General features: G+C 34.2%; 20 protein-coding genes. 7 read left to right on the top strand and 13 right to left on the bottom strand.

Annotation, left to right across the window (positions count from 1 at the left end):
- Positions 1–7 precede the first annotated feature (7 nt).
- From WC622_RS12875 to WC622_RS12890, 4 genes are all read right to left on the bottom strand, one after another.
- Positions 8–571 (bottom strand): lycopene cyclase domain-containing protein, encoded by a 564-nt coding sequence (locus tag WC622_RS12875; RefSeq protein WP_372820107.1) that lies wholly within the window; start codon positions 569–571, stop codon positions 8–10.
- Between the two features lie 135 nt (positions 572–706).
- Positions 707–1,234 (bottom strand): RNA polymerase sigma factor, encoded by a 528-nt coding sequence (locus WC622_RS12880; RefSeq protein ID WP_372820108.1) that lies wholly within the window; start codon positions 1,232–1,234, stop codon positions 707–709.
- Positions 1,235–1,391: 157 nt separating this feature from the next.
- A complete protein-coding gene (murB, locus tag WC622_RS12885; RefSeq protein ID WP_372820109.1) occupies positions 1,392–2,408 on the bottom strand; it encodes a UDP-N-acetylmuramate dehydrogenase in 1,017 nt (338 codons plus the stop codon).
- Positions 2,409–2,461: 53 nt separating this feature from the next.
- A complete protein-coding gene (locus WC622_RS12890; protein WP_372820110.1) occupies positions 2,462–3,055 on the bottom strand; it encodes a TMEM175 family protein in 594 nt (197 codons plus the stop codon).
- A 455-nt stretch (positions 3,056–3,510) separates the two neighbouring features.
- On the opposite strand from WC622_RS12890, the gene WC622_RS12895 reads away from it, so the two are divergent.
- From WC622_RS12895 to WC622_RS12910, 4 genes are read left to right on the top strand one after another with little or no spacing between them, the layout of a single operon-like run.
- A complete protein-coding gene (locus WC622_RS12895) occupies positions 3,511–4,128 on the top strand; it encodes a TetR/AcrR family transcriptional regulator (RefSeq protein WP_372820111.1) in 618 nt (205 codons plus the stop codon).
- 7 nt (positions 4,129–4,135) lie between these two features.
- Positions 4,136–5,482, top strand: coding sequence for a TolC family protein (locus WC622_RS12900; RefSeq protein WP_372820112.1), 1,347 nt, complete (start codon positions 4,136–4,138; stop codon positions 5,480–5,482).
- An 18-nt stretch (positions 5,483–5,500) separates the two neighbouring features.
- Entirely contained in the window at positions 5,501–6,595 is a 1,095-nt protein-coding gene (locus tag WC622_RS12905; RefSeq protein ID WP_372820113.1) for an efflux RND transporter periplasmic adaptor subunit, read from the top strand.
- 42 nt (positions 6,596–6,637) lie between these two features.
- On the top strand, positions 6,638–10,066 hold the full coding sequence (locus WC622_RS12910; RefSeq protein ID WP_372820114.1) for an efflux RND transporter permease subunit: 3,429 nt from the start codon (positions 6,638–6,640) through the stop codon (positions 10,064–10,066).
- 262 nt (positions 10,067–10,328) lie between these two features.
- On the opposite strand, the gene gcvP is transcribed toward WC622_RS12910, so the two are convergent.
- Complete coding sequence (gene gcvP / locus WC622_RS12915) at positions 10,329–13,208, bottom strand: aminomethyl-transferring glycine dehydrogenase (protein ID WP_372820115.1); 2,880 nt, start codon at positions 13,206–13,208, stop codon at positions 10,329–10,331.
- Positions 13,209–13,419: 211 nt separating this feature from the next.
- On the opposite strand from gcvP, the gene WC622_RS12920 reads away from it, so the two are divergent.
- A complete protein-coding gene (locus tag WC622_RS12920) occupies positions 13,420–14,118 on the top strand; it encodes a hypothetical protein (protein ID WP_372820116.1) in 699 nt (232 codons plus the stop codon).
- Positions 14,119–14,135: 17 nt separating this feature from the next.
- On the opposite strand, the gene WC622_RS12925 is transcribed toward WC622_RS12920, so the two are convergent.
- The 5 genes from WC622_RS12925 to ahcY form a co-directional block, all read right to left on the bottom strand.
- A complete protein-coding gene (locus tag WC622_RS12925) occupies positions 14,136–14,699 on the bottom strand; it encodes a hypothetical protein (RefSeq protein WP_372820117.1) in 564 nt (187 codons plus the stop codon).
- Between the two features lie 35 nt (positions 14,700–14,734).
- On the bottom strand, positions 14,735–15,643 hold the full coding sequence (locus tag WC622_RS12930; RefSeq protein WP_372820118.1) for a DMT family transporter: 909 nt from the start codon (positions 15,641–15,643) through the stop codon (positions 14,735–14,737).
- A gap of 72 nt (positions 15,644–15,715) precedes the next feature.
- Entirely contained in the window at positions 15,716–16,432 is a 717-nt protein-coding gene (locus WC622_RS12935) for a pyridoxine 5'-phosphate synthase (protein WP_372820119.1), read from the bottom strand.
- Between the two features lie 60 nt (positions 16,433–16,492).
- Positions 16,493–16,834, bottom strand: a complete 342-nt coding sequence (locus WC622_RS12940; protein ID WP_372820120.1) for a DUF6370 family protein — start codon at positions 16,832–16,834, stop codon at positions 16,493–16,495.
- 237 nt (positions 16,835–17,071) lie between these two features.
- Positions 17,072–18,388 (bottom strand): adenosylhomocysteinase, encoded by a 1,317-nt coding sequence (gene ahcY, locus WC622_RS12945; protein WP_372820121.1) that lies wholly within the window; start codon positions 18,386–18,388, stop codon positions 17,072–17,074.
- A 166-nt stretch (positions 18,389–18,554) separates the two neighbouring features.
- Between ahcY and WC622_RS12950 the strand changes: the two genes are divergently transcribed.
- Both WC622_RS12950 and WC622_RS12955 read left to right on the top strand, forming a co-directional pair.
- A complete protein-coding gene (locus WC622_RS12950; RefSeq protein ID WP_372820122.1) occupies positions 18,555–19,382 on the top strand; it encodes an alpha/beta fold hydrolase in 828 nt (275 codons plus the stop codon).
- A complete protein-coding gene (locus tag WC622_RS12955) occupies positions 19,372–20,025 on the top strand; it encodes a lysophospholipid acyltransferase family protein (protein ID WP_372820123.1) in 654 nt (217 codons plus the stop codon). Before WC622_RS12950 ends, WC622_RS12955 begins: the two co-directional genes overlap by 11 nt.
- Before the next feature lie 6 nt (positions 20,026–20,031).
- Here the strand turns inward: WC622_RS12955 and WC622_RS12960 are convergent, their stop codons facing one another.
- The 3 genes from WC622_RS12960 to lpdA form a co-directional block, all read right to left on the bottom strand.
- Positions 20,032–20,253 (bottom strand): helix-turn-helix domain-containing protein, encoded by a 222-nt coding sequence (locus WC622_RS12960; RefSeq protein ID WP_372820124.1) that lies wholly within the window; start codon positions 20,251–20,253, stop codon positions 20,032–20,034.
- Positions 20,254–20,439: 186 nt separating this feature from the next.
- The gene (locus tag WC622_RS12965; protein ID WP_372820125.1) at positions 20,440–21,630 is read right to left on the bottom strand and encodes an MFS transporter; all 1,191 of its coding nucleotides are present in this window, start codon (positions 21,628–21,630) and stop codon (positions 20,440–20,442) included.
- Between the two features lie 168 nt (positions 21,631–21,798).
- Entirely contained in the window at positions 21,799–23,205 is a 1,407-nt protein-coding gene (gene lpdA, locus WC622_RS12970) for a dihydrolipoyl dehydrogenase (protein WP_372820126.1), read from the bottom strand.
- Positions 23,206–23,347 lie beyond the last annotated feature (142 nt).

The raw sequence follows: 23,347 nt of genomic DNA on the forward strand, positions 1-23,347 counted from the left end.
TCATGGTTTAAGTTCGTTGATATTGAATAATAGGCAAGTTGCAAATAATACCATAACAGATATAAAATGGAATAAGGCAAACCAAATAAGCTCTGTAAAATCGATACATAAATCGTAGTTTATTTAAGTATTCTATGTAGAATAACAGTAGTAATAGAATAGAAAAAGTGATTACTGTATACCATTTTGCATAAGCGAAAAACAGAAATGCTACGCAAACACCTAGCATTAAATTGCTGACTGATAAACTAAACTTTTGTAAGTGATTATTTGGAAACTTAGCATTTAAATAATGATAAATTCCTAATCCAGCAAAGCTGAACGTAAATGAAAAAAGATACTGTTCTAATGGAAGCTCTCTATAAGATACCCCACTTAAATAGGCTGGATTAAAACTCCAAACGTTAAAAATCACAAAAAATATGGCTATGGCAGAAAAAATAATCCCAGCAATTAATGTAGCAGCGATAGTAGATTTTAATTTCTCAATTGGAAAAGCCTTTTTATCAAAAGAAAAAAATAGTGGGATGAGAAATAGAAACAGATTTAGCAACAAAAAAATATAGTTCATTTATACTTGTATTAAATTTAGATTTCAAAAGTATGATTTTGAAGTGGTTTACATCGTATAAAAATTAGCTAGTACATAGAAAAGGCTCCATGTAGGAGCCCTTTCTATTTGTTTTTCATTGGTAGATTCTTAATATTATGCATCTGCTGTCGCAATATCTTTTGCATATGTTTTTAAATATTTTTTCAAAATCCCACGTGCTACGTGAATACGTGTTTTTACTGTACCAATTGGGATATTTAGTTCATCAGCTATTTCGTGGTATTTAAACCCTTCAAAATATTTAATGAATGGAACGTAATATTCTGGTTGTAATGTTGCTAAGGCTTTATGAATATCGCCCATAACAAATTTACTTTCTACCTCATTTCGTGTAGCACTGTAGTGCAAGTTAGCCGAAGAAATATCTTCGCTTTGCGTAATTAAGGTATTCGTTTTTACCATGCGTCTATAGTTATTAATAAACGTGTTGCGCATAATTGTAAATAACCAACCTTTTAAATTCGTGCCTTCTTTAAATTTACTGTAGTAGGTAACCGCTTTAAGCATAGTATCTTGTACCAAATCATTGGCATCCTCTACATCTTTCGTAAAATTTAAAGCGAATGACTGTAACGAACCAGAATAATCATGCAATTGGTGGTTGAATTGTAGCTGTGTCATAGGTTTTTAGTTTTAAGTTTTAAAAAAGAAAACAGAAGCTTTTATGGTTCGAGCCAACTGTTTGCAATCGTTAAAACCTATACAACTATGATACCAAAAAGAAAAGTGAAGTTTATTTTAAAGAGAAATCTTATCTAAATAAGCAAAAATCAATATTTTAAAAAATATTTACTTCTCGCTCTAGCTTAACAGCAAACTTGGTATATACAGTATTAATTATTTGTTCTGAAAAAATATACACTTCGTGTCCGCTTGCGTGACCATGATTTACTAATACTAAGGCCTGATTTTTCCAAGTTCCTGTTTCTCCAACAACAATACCTTTAAAACCACATTGTTCTATTAACCAACCTGCGGCAAGTTTAATTTTATCATTTGGTGCTGGATAATTCACTACGTCTGGGAATTTCTTCACTAATACATCAAATTCCTTTTTTTCAATTACAGGGTTTTTAAAGAAACTTCCAGCGTTACCAATCGTTTTAGGATCTGGTAGTTTACTTACTCTAATAGCTGCCACAACCTTAGAAATATCTGCAATAGTTGGTGTTGTGATATTTCTTTTTTCAAGCTCTGCTGTAATAGCTCCGTAATGCGTGTGCAGTTTTGCTTGCTTATTTAAATGAAATTGTACCGATGTAATAATGTATTTATTCTTCAGTTCATTTTTGAATACACTATCTCTATATCCAAAATTGCATTCTGCATAATTAAAGGTTTTCATTTCGCCAGTGGCAATTTCAAATGCTGTACAAGAGGTGAAAACATCTTTTAATTCTACACCATATGCGCCGATGTTTTGTATAGGCGATGCCCCTACAGTACCTGGTATTAAGGTCAAATTTTCTATTCCAGCGAAATTATTTTCAACGCAATACGTTACTAAATCGTTCCATACCACACCTCCGCCAGCTGTAACCATTACATCATCACCTTGTGTTTGGTACGTAATGCCTTGAATACTCACTTTTAGTACTAGGCCATCAAAATCTTTAGTGAATAGCATGTTACTTCCTCCTCCTAAAACTAATAATCTCTTAGTTTTAGCAATTGGATGATTAAAAACTTCCCTTAAATCTTCAACATTCTTAACTTCAACAAAATAACTGGCATTAACATCAATACCAAAAGTATTATACGTTTTTAAGGATACGTTTTCTTGCAAAATGGACATGGACTTATTTTAAAACACAAATGTACTAGATAAATTTTATGCTTTTAATGTGTTTATGGGTTTAAACTCTCTTCGTGAATTACTTTTTCGATCCGTTTATCGGGAATTAGCCACATAAAAGCCACTAAAACATACAGTGCTCCAGAAATCCATACATTAATAAATGCACATGGTATGGAAAGGATATAACAAGCTACAGAAAGTTTGCCTTTAAAATCATTTCCCAAGGCTCTTGCCAATAATGAATCTTCACCATGGTGCTTAACTAATAATGAAGCTAAAATCGAATACGCAACTCCATTCATTAATAAAACAAAACCATATAACGCTATAGGTGAAGGAGCAAAATGGTTTTCTCCCATCCATCCTGTTGCAAAAGGTACCATAGATAACCAAAATAATAAATGCAAGTTTGCCCAAAGTATAGCTCCGTTTACTTTATTTACCACCATAAACATGTGATGATGGTTATTCCAATAAATGCCGACATAAATAAAACTCAATACATAGCTCAAAAACACAGGTAATAAAGGCAATAAATCTCTTAAGGTACTTTTATCATGAGGGATTTTTAACTCCAACACCATAATGGTAATAATGATGGCAATAACCCCATCGCTAAATGCCTCTATTCTTCCTTTTTTCATTTCTTGGTTGCAGGTTTTTATGTTATGAGTTGGGGGATTGGGTACTTTATCCCTTCTCATGCCGAATATAAAATAAATCTTTGAGTTGTTAAATTATCAATCCACTATGATCGTATTTCTAACCCCGCAACTCGTAACCCGCAATCTGTAACCCGACTTCTTCAGAATTTCACCTACTCAAATCCTCCATTCACCGATAATGACTATTTCCGCCTTACATAATTGTGTTTTTTTGTAGCATGGAAACAACACAAACAGAGCAAACGCTCATCGAAGAAATAAAAATATTAATTAGGAAACTTTGGAATTAAAAAAAGTTTCCATAGTTTTGCTCCATCATTTTTTTAAAGCATATGTTGGGATATAAAGAAGTAGAAACTACGATAGCTGAAGAGATTACAATTTTAATCAAGAAAATTTGGGGCTAGTTTTACTAAATTAATTAAGGAGCAAAATTGGAAGTAAAAGAATATATAGTTGAGGAATCGGATAAGCTTTTTTGTCAGTATGGCTTTAAAAGCGTAACGATGGATGATATTGCCAAACATTTAGGCATGTCTAAAAAAACCATTTATCAGCATTTTAGAGATAAAGATGAGTTGGTAAATATTCTAATAAAAGCCAAACTAGAAAATCAAAATTGCACAATGGATTTTTGTGCAACAAGTGCAGAGAATGCAGTTCATGAAATATTTTTCGCCATTACCAATATCCACGAATTATTAAGTAGTATGAACCCCAAGCTTTTTTATGATTTGCAAAAATATCATCCAAAAGCATGGTTGTATTTTAAAGAGTTTAAGGAAAACAATTTGGGTAAATGTATTTATGCAAATCTTGAACGAGGCATTAAAGAAGGTTTTTACCGTGCTGAAATTAACAAAGATATTTTAACGCAAATGCGCCTTGATCAAGTCGATTTACTTTTTAATCAGCACGATCATTACACTAAGAATAAATATAACATTGCTCAGGTAATGGCTGAGATTACTGAACATTTCCTTTATGGCATTTGCAACCAAAAAGGGTTAGAAAAAATTAATCATTACAAACAAAAAACCTCCCAAGTATAATCATTTTATGAAAAAACAACTTTACATTTTACTTTTTGGTTTGAGTTTGGCTTTTCCAGCCATGGCTCAGCAAAAGGACACGACGGCAAGTTTTAGCTTACAAGATGCGATCAATTACTCATTAACCCATCAAGTTAATATTAAAAATGCTAAGATAGATGAGCAAATCGCATCAAATACCGTTAAAAAAACAATTGGAATAGGTTTGCCACAAGTAAGCGCAAGTGCTGATTTTAATGATTTTTTGAAAGTAGCAACTAGCTTATTGCCAGCTATAATTTTTGATAAAGACGCCGCTCCTGGCGAATTTATCCCTGTTCAATTTGGAACAAAATACAATTCAACATTAGGTATTAATGCTACGCAATTATTATTTGATGGTAGTTACTTAGTTGGATTAAAAGCATCCAAAACATACAAAGAATTAAGTACAAAAAACACAGCTCGTACCAGAATTGAAACTGTAGTTGCGGTTACTAAAGCTTATTATTCTGTTTTGGTAAGCAATGAACAACTCACATTAATCGATGCAAATCTAGAGCGTTTAAGAAAATCATTGAGCGATACAGAACAAATGTTGAAAAATGGTTTTGTTGAAAAAATCGATGTAGATAGATTAAGTGTATTAAACAACAATCTGATTACTGAAAGAGAGAACGTAATACGATTGTTAGCCTTGAATTTAAATCTTCTAAAATTTCAAATGGGCTTAACTGTAAACAGCAATATTACTTTGCTTGATAAAATAACTTCGGTTAATACAGATCAGACTCCAATTTTAAACGACGGTACAGTTTATCAAAAACGTATTGAGTATTCTTTATTGCAAACACAAAAGAAACTAAATGAATTAGATGTAAAAAGATACAAAAGTGCTTTTTTACCTAATTTGGCTGCTTTTGCCAGTTATTCTAGAAGTTTCCAAAATGATAGTTTTAGCTCTTTATACGATAAAAGTTTCCCTACCTCACTTGTTGGACTAAAACTTTCTATTCCTATTATTTCAGGCGGACAGAAACTTTACGATGTAAGAAATGCAAAATTAGAGTCGCTAAAAACTGACAACAACTTAATCAATTTACAAAACGCAATTGATTTAGAAGTTGCACAAGCGCAAACTACTTATCTAAACGGTCAAAAATCTTTAGAAAATCAAAAAAGAAACATGGAATTGGCTAAAGAGGTTTTACGTGTTACTAAAATCAAATACGACCAAGGAGTTGGCTCTAGTTTAGAGGTAACCACTGCAGAAACTTCATTAAAAGAAGCTCAAAATAACTATATCAATGCTTTATACGATATGCTGATTAACAAAGTAAATCTTGATAAAGCTTTAGGAAACATTAACTACTAACCTCACAAACAATTTATAATGAAAAGAATATTATTTATAGCAGGAATCGCATTTTTAGCGGCGTGTTCTTCTGAGAAAAAAGATCCAAAAGCTGAATTAGCAGATCTTAAAAAACAACGTACAGAATTAGATGCTAAAATTGCAAAATTAGAAAGCAGTGTTGGTTCAAGCGATACCACTAAAACGATGGCAAGAGATGTTTCTGTTTATGAAGTAACTGAAACCAATTTTAAAAATTATTTAGAGGTACAAGGTAAAATTGATGCTGAAGAAAATATTCAGGTAAATCCTGAAGCACAAGGCGTAGTTACTGCTGTGTATGTGAAAATTGGTCAAGGAGTAAGTAAAGGCCAGGTTTTAGCGCAAATAGATGATAAAGTTTTAAGGCAAAATATAGCCGAATTACAAACCCAATTAACTTTAGCTACTAGTTTGTTTAACAGACAAAAAAATCTTTGGGATCAAAAGATTGGTACAGAGGTGCAATATATTAATGCTAAAACACAGAAAGAAGCTGCGGAAAATAGAATTTCAACCTTACGTTCTCAAATAGCAATGTACAAAATCAAAGCTCCAATTAGCGGAACTATTGATGCAATGGACTTAAAAGTTGGTCAATCGGTTGCGCCAGGAATGTCTGGCATTAGAATAATTAACGCTAGTAATTTGAAAGCTAAAGCCCAAGTCGCAGAAACTTATGCTGGGCGAGTAAATCAAGGTGATGAGGTGAATGTTGTTTTTCCTGATATACCAGATAGTTTAAGAACCAAGATAAATTATGCATCTAAAACAATTGATCCTGCATCTAGAAGTTTTGAAGTGCAAATAAATTTACCATCAAACAAAAAATACCGTCCTAACATGTTAGCGGTTTTAAAGATTGTTGATTATCAAAACTCTAAAGCCATAGTAATTCCTATTTCGGCTATTCAAAAATCAGAAAATGGAGATTTTGTTTTTGTTGCAGTTAACGGTGTAGCTAAAAAAGTTGTCATTAAAACTGGTAAAACTTACGAAGGAAAGGTAGAGGTTTTATCAGGACTTAAAGTTGGCGACAAAGTAGTTACTGCTGGCGCTCAGAATTTAAACGAAGAAGATAACGTTAAATTCTAATTACAAATACACTCAAAAATATTTACGCTTAATCTTAAATAGATGAAAGACGATTTTAAAAAAGAATTTGCTCCCTCTAGCTGGGCAATTGATAATAAAACAGCCGTTTATGTTTTAACTGCTATCATTGCGATTATGGGATATCTCGGCTATCAAGGTTTACCAAAAGAGAATTTTCCAGAGGTTTTAATTCCAAAGATATTTGTTTCGACAGTATATCCGGGCACATCTCCAGCAAATATGGAGACTTTAGTAACCAAACAAATTGAGAAAGAACTAAAGTCAACAAAGGGGTTAAAAAAAGTTACCTCGAATTCATACCAAAATTTCTCGATAATTACTGCAGAATTTAATACCAATGTAGAAGTAGCAGACGCTAAACAGCGTGTAAAGGATGCGGTGGATAAAGCGAAACAAGATTTACCAAATGATTTGCCTAATGACCCAACAGTAAGTGATATTAATCTTGCAGATATGCCAATCATGTATCTTAATCTCTCTGGAGATTACGACTTGAAAAGCTTAAAGAAATATGCAAAAGACCTGCAAGATCGAATTGAAAGTTTTAAAGAAATATCTGGGGTTGACATTGTTGGTGCGCTAGAGCAAGAAGTTCAAATCAATGTAGATTTAAATAAAATGAGCGCAGCTAAAATATCTTTTACAGATATTGAGAATGCCGTGAAATACGAAAACGCAACCATTTCTGGTGGAGACATTAAAATGGATGGGTTACGTAGAACATTGAATGTTAAAAAAGAATTTACAAATGCAGATCAAATTGCAAATTTAGTTATTAAAACACCAACAGGTTCTTCTGTATATTTAAGAGATATTGCCGAAGTAAAAGATAGTTTTAAAGAGCAGAACAGTTATGCAAGTTTATATGGCAAAAATGTAATTACCTTAAATGTTAAAAAACGTAGTGGAGAGAACCTGATCGAGGCCTCTGACAAAATCAATGCGCTGATTAAGGAAATGAAAGGCACATCTTTACCAAAGAATCTTACTGTTACGGTTACTGGAGATCAATCTGATCAAACTCGTGTAACCTTACACGATTTGATCAATACCATTATCATTGGATTTATTTTGGTAACGATTATCCTAATGTTCTTCATGGGTGTTAAAAATGCACTATTTGTTGCATTGTCAGTTCCCTTATCAATGTTTATTGCCTTTATAACTATGCCTGCATTAGGTGGTTTATTTGGCTTTAACTTTACCATGAATATGATTGTGCTCTTCTCTTTCCTTTTAGGTTTGGGTATTGTAGTAGATGATGCTATTGTGGTAATAGAAAACACACACCGTATTTTTAATAATGGTAAAGTGCCTATTGTTAAAGCAGCAAAAGCAGCTGCTGGCGAGGTATTTATGCCAGTACTTTCTGGTACTTTAACAACACTAGCACCATTTGTACCATTGCTATTTTGGCCAGGTATTATTGGTGAGTTTATGTTCTTTTTACCTGTAACATTAATTATTACTTTATTAGCATCGTTGGTAGTCGCCTATATCATCAATCCTGTTTTTGCTGTAGATTTTATGGAGATTGAAGATCATAAAACGCATAAACCTAAATTTGATAAAAAGGTAAAGAAAACTTTGTTAATTATGGCGGGTATAACCGTGCTAGCTTATTTAAAAGCTTTTGGCTTTGGTAATTTCATGGTTTTAATGATTATACTTTATCTATTAAATCATTTCTTCTTAGAAAATGCCGTTAAAAATTTCCAAAATAATTTATGGCCACGTTTCCAAGCAAGTTATGCTAGATTATTAACAAGGGCATTAAACTGGCCAAGAGCAATGCTTTTTGGAACTTTTGGCCTTCTAGTATTCTCTTTCGTATTAATGTTTGTAGTACCACCTAAAATAGTTTTCTTTCCAGAGGGAGACCCTAACTTTATTTATGTATATCTAAATCTTCCTATTGGAACCGATCAGGCGCAAACAAATGAAGTTATTCAAAAGCTAGAGAAAAAAGTTACTGATGTAGTTGGAAAGGACAACAAAGATGTCTCATCAATTATCTCTAACGTAACTGTTGGTGTAACAGATCCACAAGATGAAGATCAAGGTGAATACACAAACAAAGGAAAAATTACGGTTGCATTTGTAGAATACGGAAAACGAACTGGAGCAGAAACATCAACCTATTTAAGTAAAATTAGAGAGGCTGTTAAAGGTGTTCCTGGTGCAGAAATTACGGTTGCAAAAGAACAAGGCGGACCTCCAACTGCAAAACCAATCAGTATTGAAATTACTGGTGATAATTTAGACTCTCTAGTTAAAACCTCAGAAAACCTTAAGAAATTCATTGTATCTAAAAAAATTGATGGAATTGAGGAGTTAAAATCAGATTTCTTAAACAACAAACCTGAAATTGTTTTTGACCTTGATCGTGAAAGAGCGAATAGAGAAGGTCTATCTTCTGGTCAAATTGGCATGGATTTGCGCACTGCAATTTTTGGAAAAGATATTTCTAAGTTTAGAGATGTTGATGAAGATTACGACATTACCTTACGTTCTCAAGAAAATCAGCGAAATAATCTCGATGCCTTAAGAAACATGAAAATGACTTACCGTGATATGGGTATGGGGGGTATTATTCGACAGGTTCCATTATCATCATTTGCTAATATAGATTATGTAAATACCTACGGTGGCATTAAACGTAAACAACAAAAACGAATTATTATCCTATCATCAAACGTATTGGCATCTGCTAACCCAAATGAAGTAGTAGCAAAAATACAAAGTGAAATTAACACCTTTAAAGTACCTACAGGTGTAGAAGTTAAAATGGCTGGCGAGCAAGAAGAGCAATTAGAAACCGCAGCCTTTTTAGGTAGAGCAATGTTAATTGCACTTGGGCTAATCTTAATTATTTTGGTTGCCCAATTTAACTCTATTACCAAGCCAATGATAATTTTAAGCGAAATCTTATTCAGTATTATTGGTGTTATTTTAGGTATAACCATATTTCGTATGGAAATGTCTATCGTAATGAGTGGTATTGGTATAGTAGCCTTAGCTGGTATTGTGGTTCGAAATGGTATTTTGCTGGTAGAATTTACAGACTTATTAATTGAGCAAGGCATGCCAATTAAAGAAGCAGTTATTGAAGCTGGGCGTACACGTATGACTCCAGTATTGTTAACTGCTACTGCTACTATGTTAGGACTTATTCCTTTAGCGGTAGGTTTAAACTTAGACTTCACTACCTTATTTACAGAGTTTAATCCACATCTTTATTTTGGTGGAGATAACGTTGCATTCTGGGGTCCATTATCATGGACAATGATTTTCGGTTTAGCCTTTGCCACTTTCTTAACTTTAATATTAGTGCCTTGTATGTATTTACTTGGAGATGTGAATTCTAAACTAATTAAAGGATGGTTTAAGAAAAAACCGGCACAGGCTGATCATTTTGCTAAAACAGCAGAAGAACCAGCAGCTGAATAATATAATACACACAAATGAAATCCCTTTAGTCGAAAGATTAAAGGGATTTTTTATTGTTCAATATCTAATTTTAGAACTAGCACCCGCAAGTATAAACGGTGACTTGCAAGAGAAAGAATTAGCAGATGTATCTATAAAAAAATAGCTCGAACTATTGTTCGAGCTATTTGTGGTTTTTAAAATATTATGATCTCTCCACTATGGTCAAAATGACGGAAAGCTTTGACAGTAAAATCGTAAATCAAAGATCTACAATCGTAAATTAAACTGTTGCTTCCTCTTCCATGTAACTTTCTAACGGAGGGCATGCACAAATTAATGATCTATCGCCATGACTATCATTCACTCTACCAACAGATGGCCAGAATTTGTAAGCAGCCACATAAGGTAAAGGAAAAGCAGCCGTTTGGCGGCTATAACCATGATCCCACTCATTTGCAGTAACTACCGCAGCAGTATGTGGAGCGTTTTTCAACGGGTTATCAACTTTATCTAATTCGCCTTTTTCTACAGCAGTAATTTCATTTCGAATAGCAATTAAGGCATCGCAAAAACGATCTAATTCATGTTTAGGTTCACTTTCAGTAGGCTCAACCATTAAAGTTCCAGCAACTGGGAAAGAAACTGTTGGTGCGTGGAAACCATAATCCATTAAACGTTTTGCAATATCAACTACTTCAATGCCGAAGTTTTTAAAACCTCTACAATCTAAAATCATTTCGTGTGCACAACGACCTTGACTACCAGAATACAATACTGGATAATGAGCTTCCAAACGAGCCTTCATATAGTTCGCATTCAAAATTGCATATCTCGTAGCATCAGTTAAACCTTCGCCCCCCATCATGGCAATATAAGCATGAGAGATAATTAAGATAGAAGCAGAGCCCCAAGGTGCAGATGACACTGCGTGGATAGATTTTTCATTGTTGATATCAACTACCGCATGACCAGGTAAATATTTTACCAAATGTGCAGCAACACCAATTGGACCCATACCAGGGCCACCTCCACCATGTGGAATGCAGAATGTTTTATGCAAGTTTAAGTGGCAAACATCAGCACCAATATTAGCTGGACTTGTTAAACCAACTTGTGCATTCATGTTAGCGCCGTCCATATAAACCTGTCCACCATTTTCGTGAATAATGTTACAGATATCGATAATACTTTCTTCAAAAACACCATGTGTAGATGGATAAGTAACCATTAAACATGAAAGATTTTCAGCATGTTCTACCGCTTTTGCTTTCAAATCATCGACATCAATGTTTCCATTTTCTAATGATTTTACAACGATGATTTTCATTCCGGCCATTGCTGCCGAAGCTGGGTTTGTACCGTGAGCCGAAGCAGGAATTAACGCGATGTTACGATGAAAATCTCCTCTATCTTGATGATACGCACGAATAACCATTAATCCAGCATATTCGCCTTGCGCACCAGCATTTGGTTGTAAACTCATGGCTGCAAAACCAGTAATTTCACTTAACCATTTATCTAATTCATCAAAAACAGTATAATAGCCTAACACTTGGTCGGCAGGTGCAAACGGATGCACTTTGCCAAATTCTGGCCAAGTTACAGGGATCATTTCACTAGTTGCATTTAACTTCATCGTACATGAACCTAAAGCAATCATAGAATGACAAAGTGAAAGATCTTTAGTTTCTAATGATTTGATGTAACGCAACATTTCATGCTCAGAATGATGTGAGTTGAAAACTCCATGAGTTAAATACTCAGATGTACGTTGTAAAGTAGTAGGAATTGTAGTCGCAACATTCTCAACAACTGTTAAATTATCCGAAGAAATAGCTTTAACCTTAGAGAAAATACGAACTAACAATTTTACATCTTCAAAAGTTGTAGTTTCATCAAAAGCAATGCTTACTGTGTTTCCAGTATAATTTAGATTAATGCTATTGTCTAAACATTCTTTATGGATGGAGCCAGTTAAATCGCCTAAATCTAATTGGATGGTATCGAAATACGATTTACTTAAAACAGTATAACCAATTTCAGCTAAAGATTTTGCAAGTGTTACTGCTAATCCGTGTGTACGTTCTGCAATTAATTTCAATCCTTTTGGACCATGATAAGCAGCATAAAAACCTGCCATAATAGCTAATAAAGCTTGCGCAGTACAAATGTTTGATGTGGCTTTATCTCTACGAATGTGTTGCTCGCGAGTTTGCAAAGCCATACGTAATGCATAATTGTTATTGCTATCAATGGTTACGCCAATAATACGACCTGGAATAGAACGTTTGTATTCATCCTTAGTAGCAAAATAAGCTGCATGTGGGCCACCAAAACCCATTGGCACACCAAAACGTTGAGTCGTACCAACAACAACGTCAGCTCCCCATTCCCCTGGAGGAGTTAATAAGGTTAAGCTGAGTAAATCGGCAATAACCGTTAGTTTAATATTTTTTGTATGTAAGGTAGCAGCAAAGTTGGTATAATCAAATACTTCTCCATTACCTGCTGGATATTGAACTATTGCACCGAAAAATTCATCAGTTGCAGTAAACTCTTCGTGATTTCCAATTACCAATTCAATCCCGAAAGGATTAGCACGAGTTTTTAAAATATCAATGGTTTGTGCAAAAACTAAATCAGACACAAAGTATTTAGTGGCTTGTTGATTTTTGCGTAAACTAAATTGCATAAACATAGCTTCCGCAGCTGCGGTACCTTCATCTAACAAAGAGGCGTTGGCAATTTCCATTCCAGTTAAATCAATAACCATAGTTTGGAAATTCAATAATGCTTGCAAACGACCTTGTGCAATTTCTGCTTGATAAGGCGTGTATTGCGTATACCATCCTGGGTTTTCCATTACGTTACGCAGAATAACACCAGGCGTTAAAGTATCATAATAACCTTGCCCGATGTAAGATTTGAAAACTTTATTTAACGATGCAGTTTGTTTTAAACTGGTTAAATATTCAATTTCAGATTTTGCCTTTGGCAGATTTAACGGTTGCTTTAATCGTATTTTCTGAGGAATGGTTTGTTCAATCAGTTCATCAATAGATTTCACACCAACAGTGTGTAGCATTGCCGCAGTATCTTCCTTATTAGGTGCAATATGACGGTCTTGAAAGTCTTCTTGGTAATGGATGTTTAAGCTCATGAAGTATAGCAATAATTGATTGCGCAAAGGTACAAAATTGTCTTGTTAAAAACGTGTAAAAAATGATTGACGAACCGTGTTTTTTGCCGCTTAAAGCCTATAATTTTAGTAGTATATCAAATCAAACGTTTGTGTAATTTTTAAAAAAGTTAATGTTAGTTTATTAATTCAAAATAACAGTTTCGTTTTGCAATTTTTGCTAATTTGCTCTATGAAATTAAGAACAATTCTTATTATAGTGGGCGCTATTATATTAGGTTTTAGTGTTGTCTCAAATATTAAGAGCTTTAAAAGGCTATCGCAAACTGCTGCAAAGACTAAAATGCAAACCAAAAATATTGCGTACAAAGATCTCTTTGCCGATACATCTCGTTTTTCAAATACATCTACCTTTTATAGTGATGTTAGTCGTGATTCTATTGGAGGATATGTTGTCGATAAAACTTACAACTTAGTGCTCTATAAAGCTAGCAATCTCAAACTTAGCGATACTTCATTAGCTAAAGGATTTTCTTTTGTGAAATCTCAAGAAATTGAGCGGAGTAATGATGTTATATACGATGGTTCATATAGGACAGAATTTTACAGATTTTATCTTGCCCTTAACACATCAAAATTGATAAAGCATTTGAAAATACATTACGATGGTGAAATTATAGGCAATCCATTATTTACGCCAACTAGTATAAAAATAAATATGACCAATTTAAATGGTTTAGCGGCATTGACGGACGATGAAAAACAAGTTGAGTTTTCAATAAATAAGTACGGCCTATTCTCTAAAGCTTTTGCTTTACAAATTGTAGTGTTTAAAAGAGAGGGTTCTATTTATTTCGCAGCATTATCCAATCGAAATGATTTGAAAAAGCCAATAGAAGAGAATATTTTAGAAGGACTATTAAAAAATTAACAGCTCTAACCCTATTCTTACTTATTCACTTTCCAACCTTCATCTTTACTTAATTTTAAACGATAGGTTTTAGTAATGAAATTGCTGTTATTCCCTTGATTTTTATCGAAAGGGGCAAATGGTGTGTTTACTTTTTTAAGCGACACAGTTACTTTGGCGTTGTTATCGTTTACTCTGTTAAAATCTACAGGTTTTTCACTTGCCAATTCATAAGTAACCACTTTAACTGTTGCTTTGTCTTCATCTTGTTTCAGTACTAAATCGCTGGCTTTATCCGTTAATTTTATTACGTAAACAAAGCTGCTATCTTTTGACAAGAATTTCTTTTTGGCTTCTTTTAAACTTAATGAAACATAGCCATCGTTAGCTAAGGCTTTATAGTTAGCCAAATCTTTCATCTCATTATCGCTATTGAATTTCATTTCACCAAAGCTAAAACGAGTGGTTTTATATTCAGGATTTGCCTTTAAATAATCTGTGATTACTTCGCCAGCCTCATCAGCATTAATAGTGGCAATATTTTTACATCCGCCAAAGGCGAAAACAAATAAGCTAAATAAAAAAAAGAGTTGTTTTTTCATCTGTTACGGTTTGTTTTATAAAGGTAATGAAGCTATCATGATTTATTAAAGATATTCCCCTTTTTTATATTTTCCAAATTTGGCAAAATCATCGCACTCAAAATAATGACTACCCCTAGCCAACGGATCCAACTTACATCTTCATGCAATACTAAAGCCGACATACTTACTGCAACAGGTAATTCGACTGAACTTAGAATAGAACTTAGCGTAAGTCCAGCTTTTGGTATGCCCGATGAAAAACAAAGCGGCGGAATTACCGTACCAAATATGGCTAGAATTATACCCCATTTTAATAAACTGCCAGCTAAAGCCCCATTGATTAAAAATGTAGGAGGAAGAATAGCAAAAATTAATAAACACGCTCCAGTAATCATCAACGCACTCTTTTTTAACGGTGGATATTCATTACCCAACTTACCATTTAGCATTAAAAATATGGCGTAAAAAAGTGCAGCTAGTATACCATATGCAATACCCATTATGCTAAACCCTGATATTTTTGTTTCTGTCAATCCGCTGGCTAAAACTGTTCCTCCTAAAACTAATAGAACGGCCAAAATTTGATTTCTACTTGGTTTCTTTTTATAAATAAATAGTTCTAGTAATACACTAATCCATACGAATTGCATTAATAAAATGATGGCTACAGATGCGGGAACCAATTTCACACATTGATAATATGTAATACTTACTAATCCCGTAAAAAAACCTGCGCCAATTAATTTAAGCCAATGTGTTTTTATAACAGGTTTTTCTTTTTCTTTAGCTTGTGTTTTAGTTTGAATGAGATAAAGAAACCATAATACTATAGCGCCGAATAGCGCTTGTGTACCAGTTACATCTCCTAAAGAATAACCTTCGGCATAAGCCAATTTTACGAAAGTAGAAAGGATGCCGAAACTACAAGCACCAAAAAGAACAAGGATTATACCTTTGAGCATAAATATTTGATTAATAGGAGAAATAGCTTAAAGCGAAAAGACTAAAGCTTTGGTCTTTCCTCTTTAAGCTAATTAAGCTAATTGTTTTAAATAAAGTTGAATTGTGTTGTCCAAACCAAGATATAGCGCATCACTAATTAAGGCATGGCCTATGGAAACTTCTAATAAATTAGGGATGTTTTTTGCAAAATACTGAAGGTTGTGTAAATCTAAATCATGACCAGCATTAATGCCTAAACCTAATTCATTTGCTTTTTTTGCTGCCGCGATATAAGGTGCAATTGCATTTTCTTTATTTAAAGAATATTCGCTGGCATAAGCTTCGGTATATAATTCGATACGATCTGTTCCTGTTGCTAATGCACCTTCCACCATTTCGATAACCGGATCTACAAAGATGGAAACTCGAATGCCAGCGGCTTGAAAAAGAGAGACCATTTCTTTTAAGTAAGTTTGCTCTTTTATGGTGTCCCAGCCATGATTTGAGGTTATTTGACCTAAAACATCAGGGACTAAAGTTACTTGCGCAGGTTTGTTGGCTAAAACTAAATCAATAAATTTTTGCTCGCGGCAATTTCCTTCTATGTTAAATTCAGTTGCAATTACTGCTTTTAAATCGAACGTATCTTGATAACGAATATGGCGTTCGTCTGGTCGTGGATGTACGGTAATTCCTTGTGCGCCGAAACGCTCACAATCTAAAGCTACTTTAACTAAATCGGGGTTATTACCACCACGACTGTTACGTAAAGTTGCTATTTTATTAATATTGACGGATAGTTTTGTCATGTGGCAAAGATAAGGGATTAAGCTGAAAGACTAAAGCACTAAGCCCAAACCTAAAATTGATTAATCCTTTTTCTTTTCCGGTATTAATGTTATCGTTGTTGCTTTGAAGCGATTGTTGACTAATTCACCAGTTACTTCTGCTTTGCTAATGGCATTGCAAAAACCATGTTTACCATGTGCATCGCCGAAATCATCTATCCCCTTTCCATCAACAAAATAAGATTTGCCGTCTATTCTAATTGCTAGTTCGCAATCTTTACCTTTCATTTTAAATTGACATTCGCCACAAGCAATTTCTACTGTTTTTTTGTTTAGTTGCTTGGATTCTGGTTGTTTAGTTGTTTGAGCATTTGCAGCAAAACCAAAAACTGTTAAAACTAGGGAAAATAGGAGATGTTTCATTTTATTAAACATTAAGTTTGATTTAACAAATGTAGGTCTTTGTAGTCCAAAAGAGCTTCAGTTTTTTGTAAAATAAATCTGCCTTGATAGCTCAGGAGGAGCGAACGCATATCCGATATTCATCGGAGGAGTAAAGTGTAAAGCAGGGCAATTGAGTGAGAATTCTACCAAACATTTTCTAAAAAAAAAGAGACATGCAATTTGCACATCTCTTTTTATATATATCACAAATGGAGATTAATACCTGTAAGTTTCTGGTTTGAAAGGACCTTCTACTGGAACACCGATATAATCTGCTTGATGTTGATCTAAAACATCTAATTCTACACCAATTTTCTCTAAGTGTAAACGAGCAACTTTTTCGTCTAAGTGTTTAGGCAACACATAAACCTTGTTCTCATATTTACCTGGATTAGTCCACAATTCTAATTGAGCCAAAGTTTGGTTAGTAAACGAGTTACTCATTACAAAACTTGGGTGACCAGTTGCGCAACCTAAGTTAACCAAACGACCTTCAGCTAAGATAATAACGTCTTTACCGTCGATTGTATATTTATCAACTTGAGGTTTAATTTCAACCTTAGTATTGCCATAGTTTGTATTTAACCAAGCCATGTCGATTTCATTATCGAAGTGACCAATGTTACAAACGATAGCTTTGTCTTTCAACGCCCTGAAGTGTTTCTCACGTACGATATCACAGTTACCAGTTGTAGTTACCACGATATCTGCTTCTTTAATCGCAGTGTCTAAACGTTTAACTTCATAACCTTCCATTGCAGCTTGTAAAGCACAAATTGGATCAATTTCAGTTACAATTACACGTACACCTTGCGAACTTAAAGATTCTGCAGAACCTTTACCCACATCACCATAACCACAAACAACAGCTACTTTACCAGCCATCATTACGTCAGTTGCGCGACGAATGGCATCAACTAATGATTCGCGACATCCGTATTTATTGTCGAATTTTGATTTAGTTACTGAATCGTTTACGTTAATTGCTGGTAAGTGCAATGTTCCGTTTTTCATTCTTTCGTACAAACGGTGAACACCAGTTGTAGTTTCTTCAGATAAACCTTTAATTGCAGCAATTAATTCTGGATATCTATCGAAAACCATATTGGTTAAATCGCCACCATCATCTAAAATCATATTTAATGGTTGACGATCTGGGCCGAAATGTAAAGTTTGCTCAATACACCAATCAAAATCAGTTTCGTTTAAGCCTTTCCACGCGTAAACCTGAATACCTGCAGCAGCAATCGCAGCGGCTGCGTGATCTTGTGTTGAGAAAATGTTGCAAGATGACCAAGTAACTTCTGCGCCTAATTCTACTAAAGTTTCAATTAAAACTGCAGTTTGAATGGTCATGTGCAAGCAGCCTGCAATGCGTGCGCCTGCTAAAGGTTTTGATGGTCCGAATTCTTTACGTAAACTCATTAAACCTGGCATTTCTGCTTCGGCTAATCCGATTTCTTTGCGGCCCCATTCTGCCAGTGAAATGTCCTTAACTTTATAAGGAACGTAAGTTGTCTCTACTGATGACATAATTTATTGTTTTTAAATGTGGTACAAAGGTAAGTCATTAGGATATCAATAACAAAAATGCAAGCATTGACATCTGATATTTAAGCACAACTGATTTTAAATTGACAAATATTAAGCATTTTATTTTTTTATGTACATTTAAAAAAAATAATGTTCAACGCTCTCCATGACATCTCATTTTTTTAACCATTCATTGGTTAATTTACATTATTATCGTTTCGGAAATGGGCCTAAAACCATGTTATGTTTCCATGGTTATGGTATGCATGGCAAGCAGTTTTCAGTTCTAAAAGAGAAATTAGGGAACGAATATACTTTTTATGGTTTCGATTTGTTTTTTCATAAAGAAACTAAACTACAAGATGAATCTATTCAACATGTAAAAAAGGGGATTTCAAAAACTGATTTTTGCGAATTAATGACATCATTTTGTGCTCACGAAGCAATTGATCGGTTTTGTGTTATTGGTTACTCGTTGGGCTCTCATTATGCAAGCGTATTGGCAGAAAAAGAAGCTGAAAGAATTGATCATCTTTTTATATTAGCGCCTTCTTTTTTAAAAATTTTACCTGTTTTGCAATTGTTCTCTAAAAATAATGTGGCCAATTTAGCTTTCAGGAAGTTGTTTTTAAGTAAAAGAGGCATTTATGTAGCATTAAACGTATGTAAAAAAGTAGGTGTTATCGATTTGAAAAGTCATGGTATTTTAAGTAAGGAGATGGCCACAGCAGAACTCAGATTTGCTTTTTATGCGAATGTTACGTACTTGCGTTATCTACAAGTAAAAGAGATAGATTTAATAACTTCCTTAAATAATCACAATGTGAAATGCTTCTTCCTTTTTGGACAAAGAGATAAAATGTATCCACAGCATTTAGCTGATAAAATGATTTCAAAATTGAATTTTGCGAGTAAAATAACACTAGATGAAGATCACGATATGGTGAATAAAAATTTGCCAGCTAAAATTTACGAATTAATGTATGATAATTAAGGCAAATCCTATTCGGTTTAAATATTTGTTAGTGGCAGGTAGGTTTTTGGCTTGGCTTTTTAGTTGGCGATTTAATAAAATGAAAATTAATGAGGTGGATGTTTTAAAAAATCATTCGTACCTATTAATGTGTAATCACTTTAGTTTTTGGGATGGATTTTGGGCAGGCTATTTATGTTTAAAATCTATTTGCAAACAAGAACCGAATATAAATGGATTTTACATAATGATCCTCGAAAAACAACTAGAAAAGAATAAGTGGCTAACTAGGTTAGGCTGTTTTTCTATCGCCCCTGGCACTAAAACCGTTAGCGAAAGTTTAGATTATGCTGCTTCAATATTAGATACGCCTGGAAATATATTTTTAATGTTCCCGCAAGGAAATCTCGAATCGAACCATGTACGAAATATTGTAGTTAAGCCTGGTATTGCTGAAATTGTAAAACGAATAAATGGAGATTGTCAGTTATTGTGGAGCAGTAATTTGATTGAGTATTTTGAAAGTTTAAAACCATCTGTATATTTTCATATGCTAAATTGTGGCACAAACCATGAGTTTAATTTAGAGTTATTAACTGCTAATATTAATCAGCATCATAAATTGGCAATACAAAAGCAATTTAGGTTTACAAATTTGGATTAATACAGACTAAAAATAAAATAATTTATTCATATCAACCCCTAATGCATCTGCGATCTCTTTCAATAAATATCCTGAAGCATTTACCCTTCCATTTTCTATTCTACTAATGCTTTGAAAATCTTTATTGATAAGTGCAGATAATTGAGACTGAGTTAAACCTTTGTCTTCCCTCAACTCTGCTATTCTTTTGCCCAGTTTTTTCTTAAAAATTTCTAGATCATTTGTCATGATGCAAACTCAAAAGATTTTTAACCAAACAACTAAACACATTTGTTTAATTATTGTTTTTTATAACACAAAACAGCAATTAATCACATCTTGTGCTAGCATTCCTTGTTTTAAGTATTGACGCAAAAAGGTAATGGTAAGCAGGAAGGTTTAAAATTTAACGTGATATTGTTTTTTAAGAATTTGTTACTTTATAGCACTGATTTTAGCAACCAAGAGGGAGATTAATAGACCAAAACAGCCAATTACTGCATAAGAATAACGTAAACTGGATAAGGCCGAAATGTAACCAATTAACGGTGGGCCCATTAAAAACCCAAAATAACTAACACCAGAAACCATAGCTAATGCGATGCCTGGAGAGACCTTTGTGTTACTTCCAGCGATGCTGTATACCATTGGCACGATGCCTGAAACGCCTATGCCAACAAGCATAAAACCTAATGTTGCGGGAACAATGAAAGGGAAAATAACAGAAATAAACATCCCTGTTGAAATGATCACACCACTAGTTTGTATCATTCTTTTTCTTCCATAACGGGCAATTACTTTATCGCCCAAAAACCGCCCAGTTGCCATCATAATCATAAAAGAAGTATATCCCAGAATTACTAACGCATGAGGCGCTTTTACAATTTCTTTAAAATATACCCCGCTCCAATCGAACATGGCGCCTTCTGTTGCCATACTACAAAAACCTATAATGCCTAACTGAACAAGTATACCTTGAGGCTTTGTAAATAGCTTAGTTTTTTCGGCTTCTTTAGGCTTTTGCCAACCTAATAAATAGCGATAATTGATAGCAATATGTGCCCAAGCTAAAATGGCAATTATACAAAAATGGATATACGGATTAAGGTGTAAATTGACCATTAACAAGCCTATTAATGCGCCTGTAAATCCACCAATACTCCATGCTCCATGAAAGGAAGTCATGATGGGCTTGCCGTAATAAGTTTCTCCAGCCACACCCTGTGTATTTAAAGCGATGTTACACAGGTTACCTGCTACACCAAATAAGAATAAAAATAGTGCTAATTGCCATCCGGCAGTTGCCAAAGCCAAAATGGTTAACGCAAAAGCATACAAAGGTGTCGCGATGGTTAGCATTCTTCTGCTACCAAAAATAGTAGTTAATCTACCCGAAATAGGCATTGTTACCAATTGACCTAAGGGTAAGGCTAGTAAAATGCTACCTAAGTGTGCATCAGAAAGGTGCATCGTCGATTTTAAATCTGGAATTCTACTTGCCCATGAAGCGAAACATACACCTTGTCCGAAATAAAATAAAGAAACGGCAAGTCTTACTCTTTTCTTACTATACGGATGATTTTGAAAAGGATTTTGTAAAACTGAAGTTTCGATAATTTCGGGCATAGTTTAGGTTAAGAAAGAAGAAATGGAGAGCAGTTCTAAAGAAACCGCTTCGGGGCAAAGTTCCTCAAATCTATTGGGAATAGAAAGGAGTTTTTATCATTTAGATATAATTTATTAAAACAAAAAAGCCAGTAATTTCTTACTGGCTCACATCTATATATTCAATCTTTAAATATGTATTGCTCTATTTTCTGTTGCAGCCATTGCTGCTTCTTTTAGCGCTTCTGTATAAGTTGGGTGAGCGTGGCAAATTCTTGCAATGTCTTCTGCTGATGCACGGAATTCCATAGCAACCACTGCTTCTGCAATCATATCTGCAGCACGCGGACCAATCATATGTACTCCTAAAATTTCATCAGTTGCTTCATCAGCTAAAACTTTTACGAAACCATCCGTATCCATACTTGCTTTTGCTCTACCACTCGCTTTAAACGGAAAAGAACCTGTTTTGTATTTCACTCCAGCCGCTTTCAATTGCTCTTCAGTTTGACCAACTGACGCCACTTCTGGCCAAGTGTAAACCACACCTGGAATTAAATTATAATTAATATGAGGTTTTTGTCCTGCAATAGTTTCAGCAACATATATACCTTCATCTTCTGCTTTATGCGCTAACATAGCACCTGTAATTACATCACCTATGGCATACACACCTTTAACTGAGGTTTCTAGATGCTCGTTTACTGGAATTTTCTTTCCTCTTTCTTCTACTGTAATCCCGATTTTATCTAAACCCAAACCTTCGCTATAGGCAGTTCTACCAACAGCAACAATGCAATAATCAGCTTCAAATTTAACAGGTTCACCTTTTGCATTATCAGCAGTTACTGTAACGGTTTTACCTTTGGTTGTTGCGCCAGTTACTTTATGACCCATAAAGAATTCCATGCCTAGGGATTTCTTTAACACACGCTGTAATTCTTTGCCCAAACTTGCATCCATAGTTCCAATAATTGAAGGCATAAATTCGATTACCGAAACTTTTGTGCCTAAACGAGCGTACACTGAACCTAACTCTAAACCAATTACACCACCACCAATAACAATCATGGTTTTAGGTACTTCTTTAATGTTTAAGGCTTCGGTAGAGGTAATAATTCGTTTTTTATCAATTGGTAAAAACGGTAATGCTGTTGGTTTAGACCCTGTAGCAATAATTACATTTTTAGCAGAAAGTGTTTCTGTTGTTCCATCTGCTTTGGTAACTAGAATGGTATTTTTATCTACAAATGAACCCACACCTTCAAAGGCATCAATTTTATTTTTCTTAAAAAGATACGTGATACCAGCAGTGTTTTGCGAAACAACATCGTCCTTACGGGCAATCATTTGTTTCATATCAACTTTTAAATCTTTTAAATTAATACCATGCGTTGTAAAGGTATGTGCAGCATTATGAAAGTGCTCTGAAGAATCTAATAATGCTTTTGATGGAATACAACCTACATTTAAGCAGGTACCACCATAGGTTTTATATTTTTCTACTACGGCAGTTTTTAAACCTAATTGTGCACAACGGATGGCACCTACATAACCGCCCGGACCCGAGCCAATAACAACTACATCGTATTGCATATTCAAAGATTTTTTTTGTGCAACAAAGTTAAGCAATAGGTTTCAATGTTGGAAGGTTGAATGTTGGAAGGTTGTAAAGTTGTAAAGTTTTTGATGCATCTTCTTGAAAATCCTTTAATCTTTAAATCCTGATAAATTGTTT

The organism is Pedobacter sp. (assembly GCF_041662865.1).
In the GTDB taxonomy this organism is placed as follows: Bacteria; Bacteroidota; Bacteroidia; order Sphingobacteriales; family Sphingobacteriaceae; genus Pedobacter.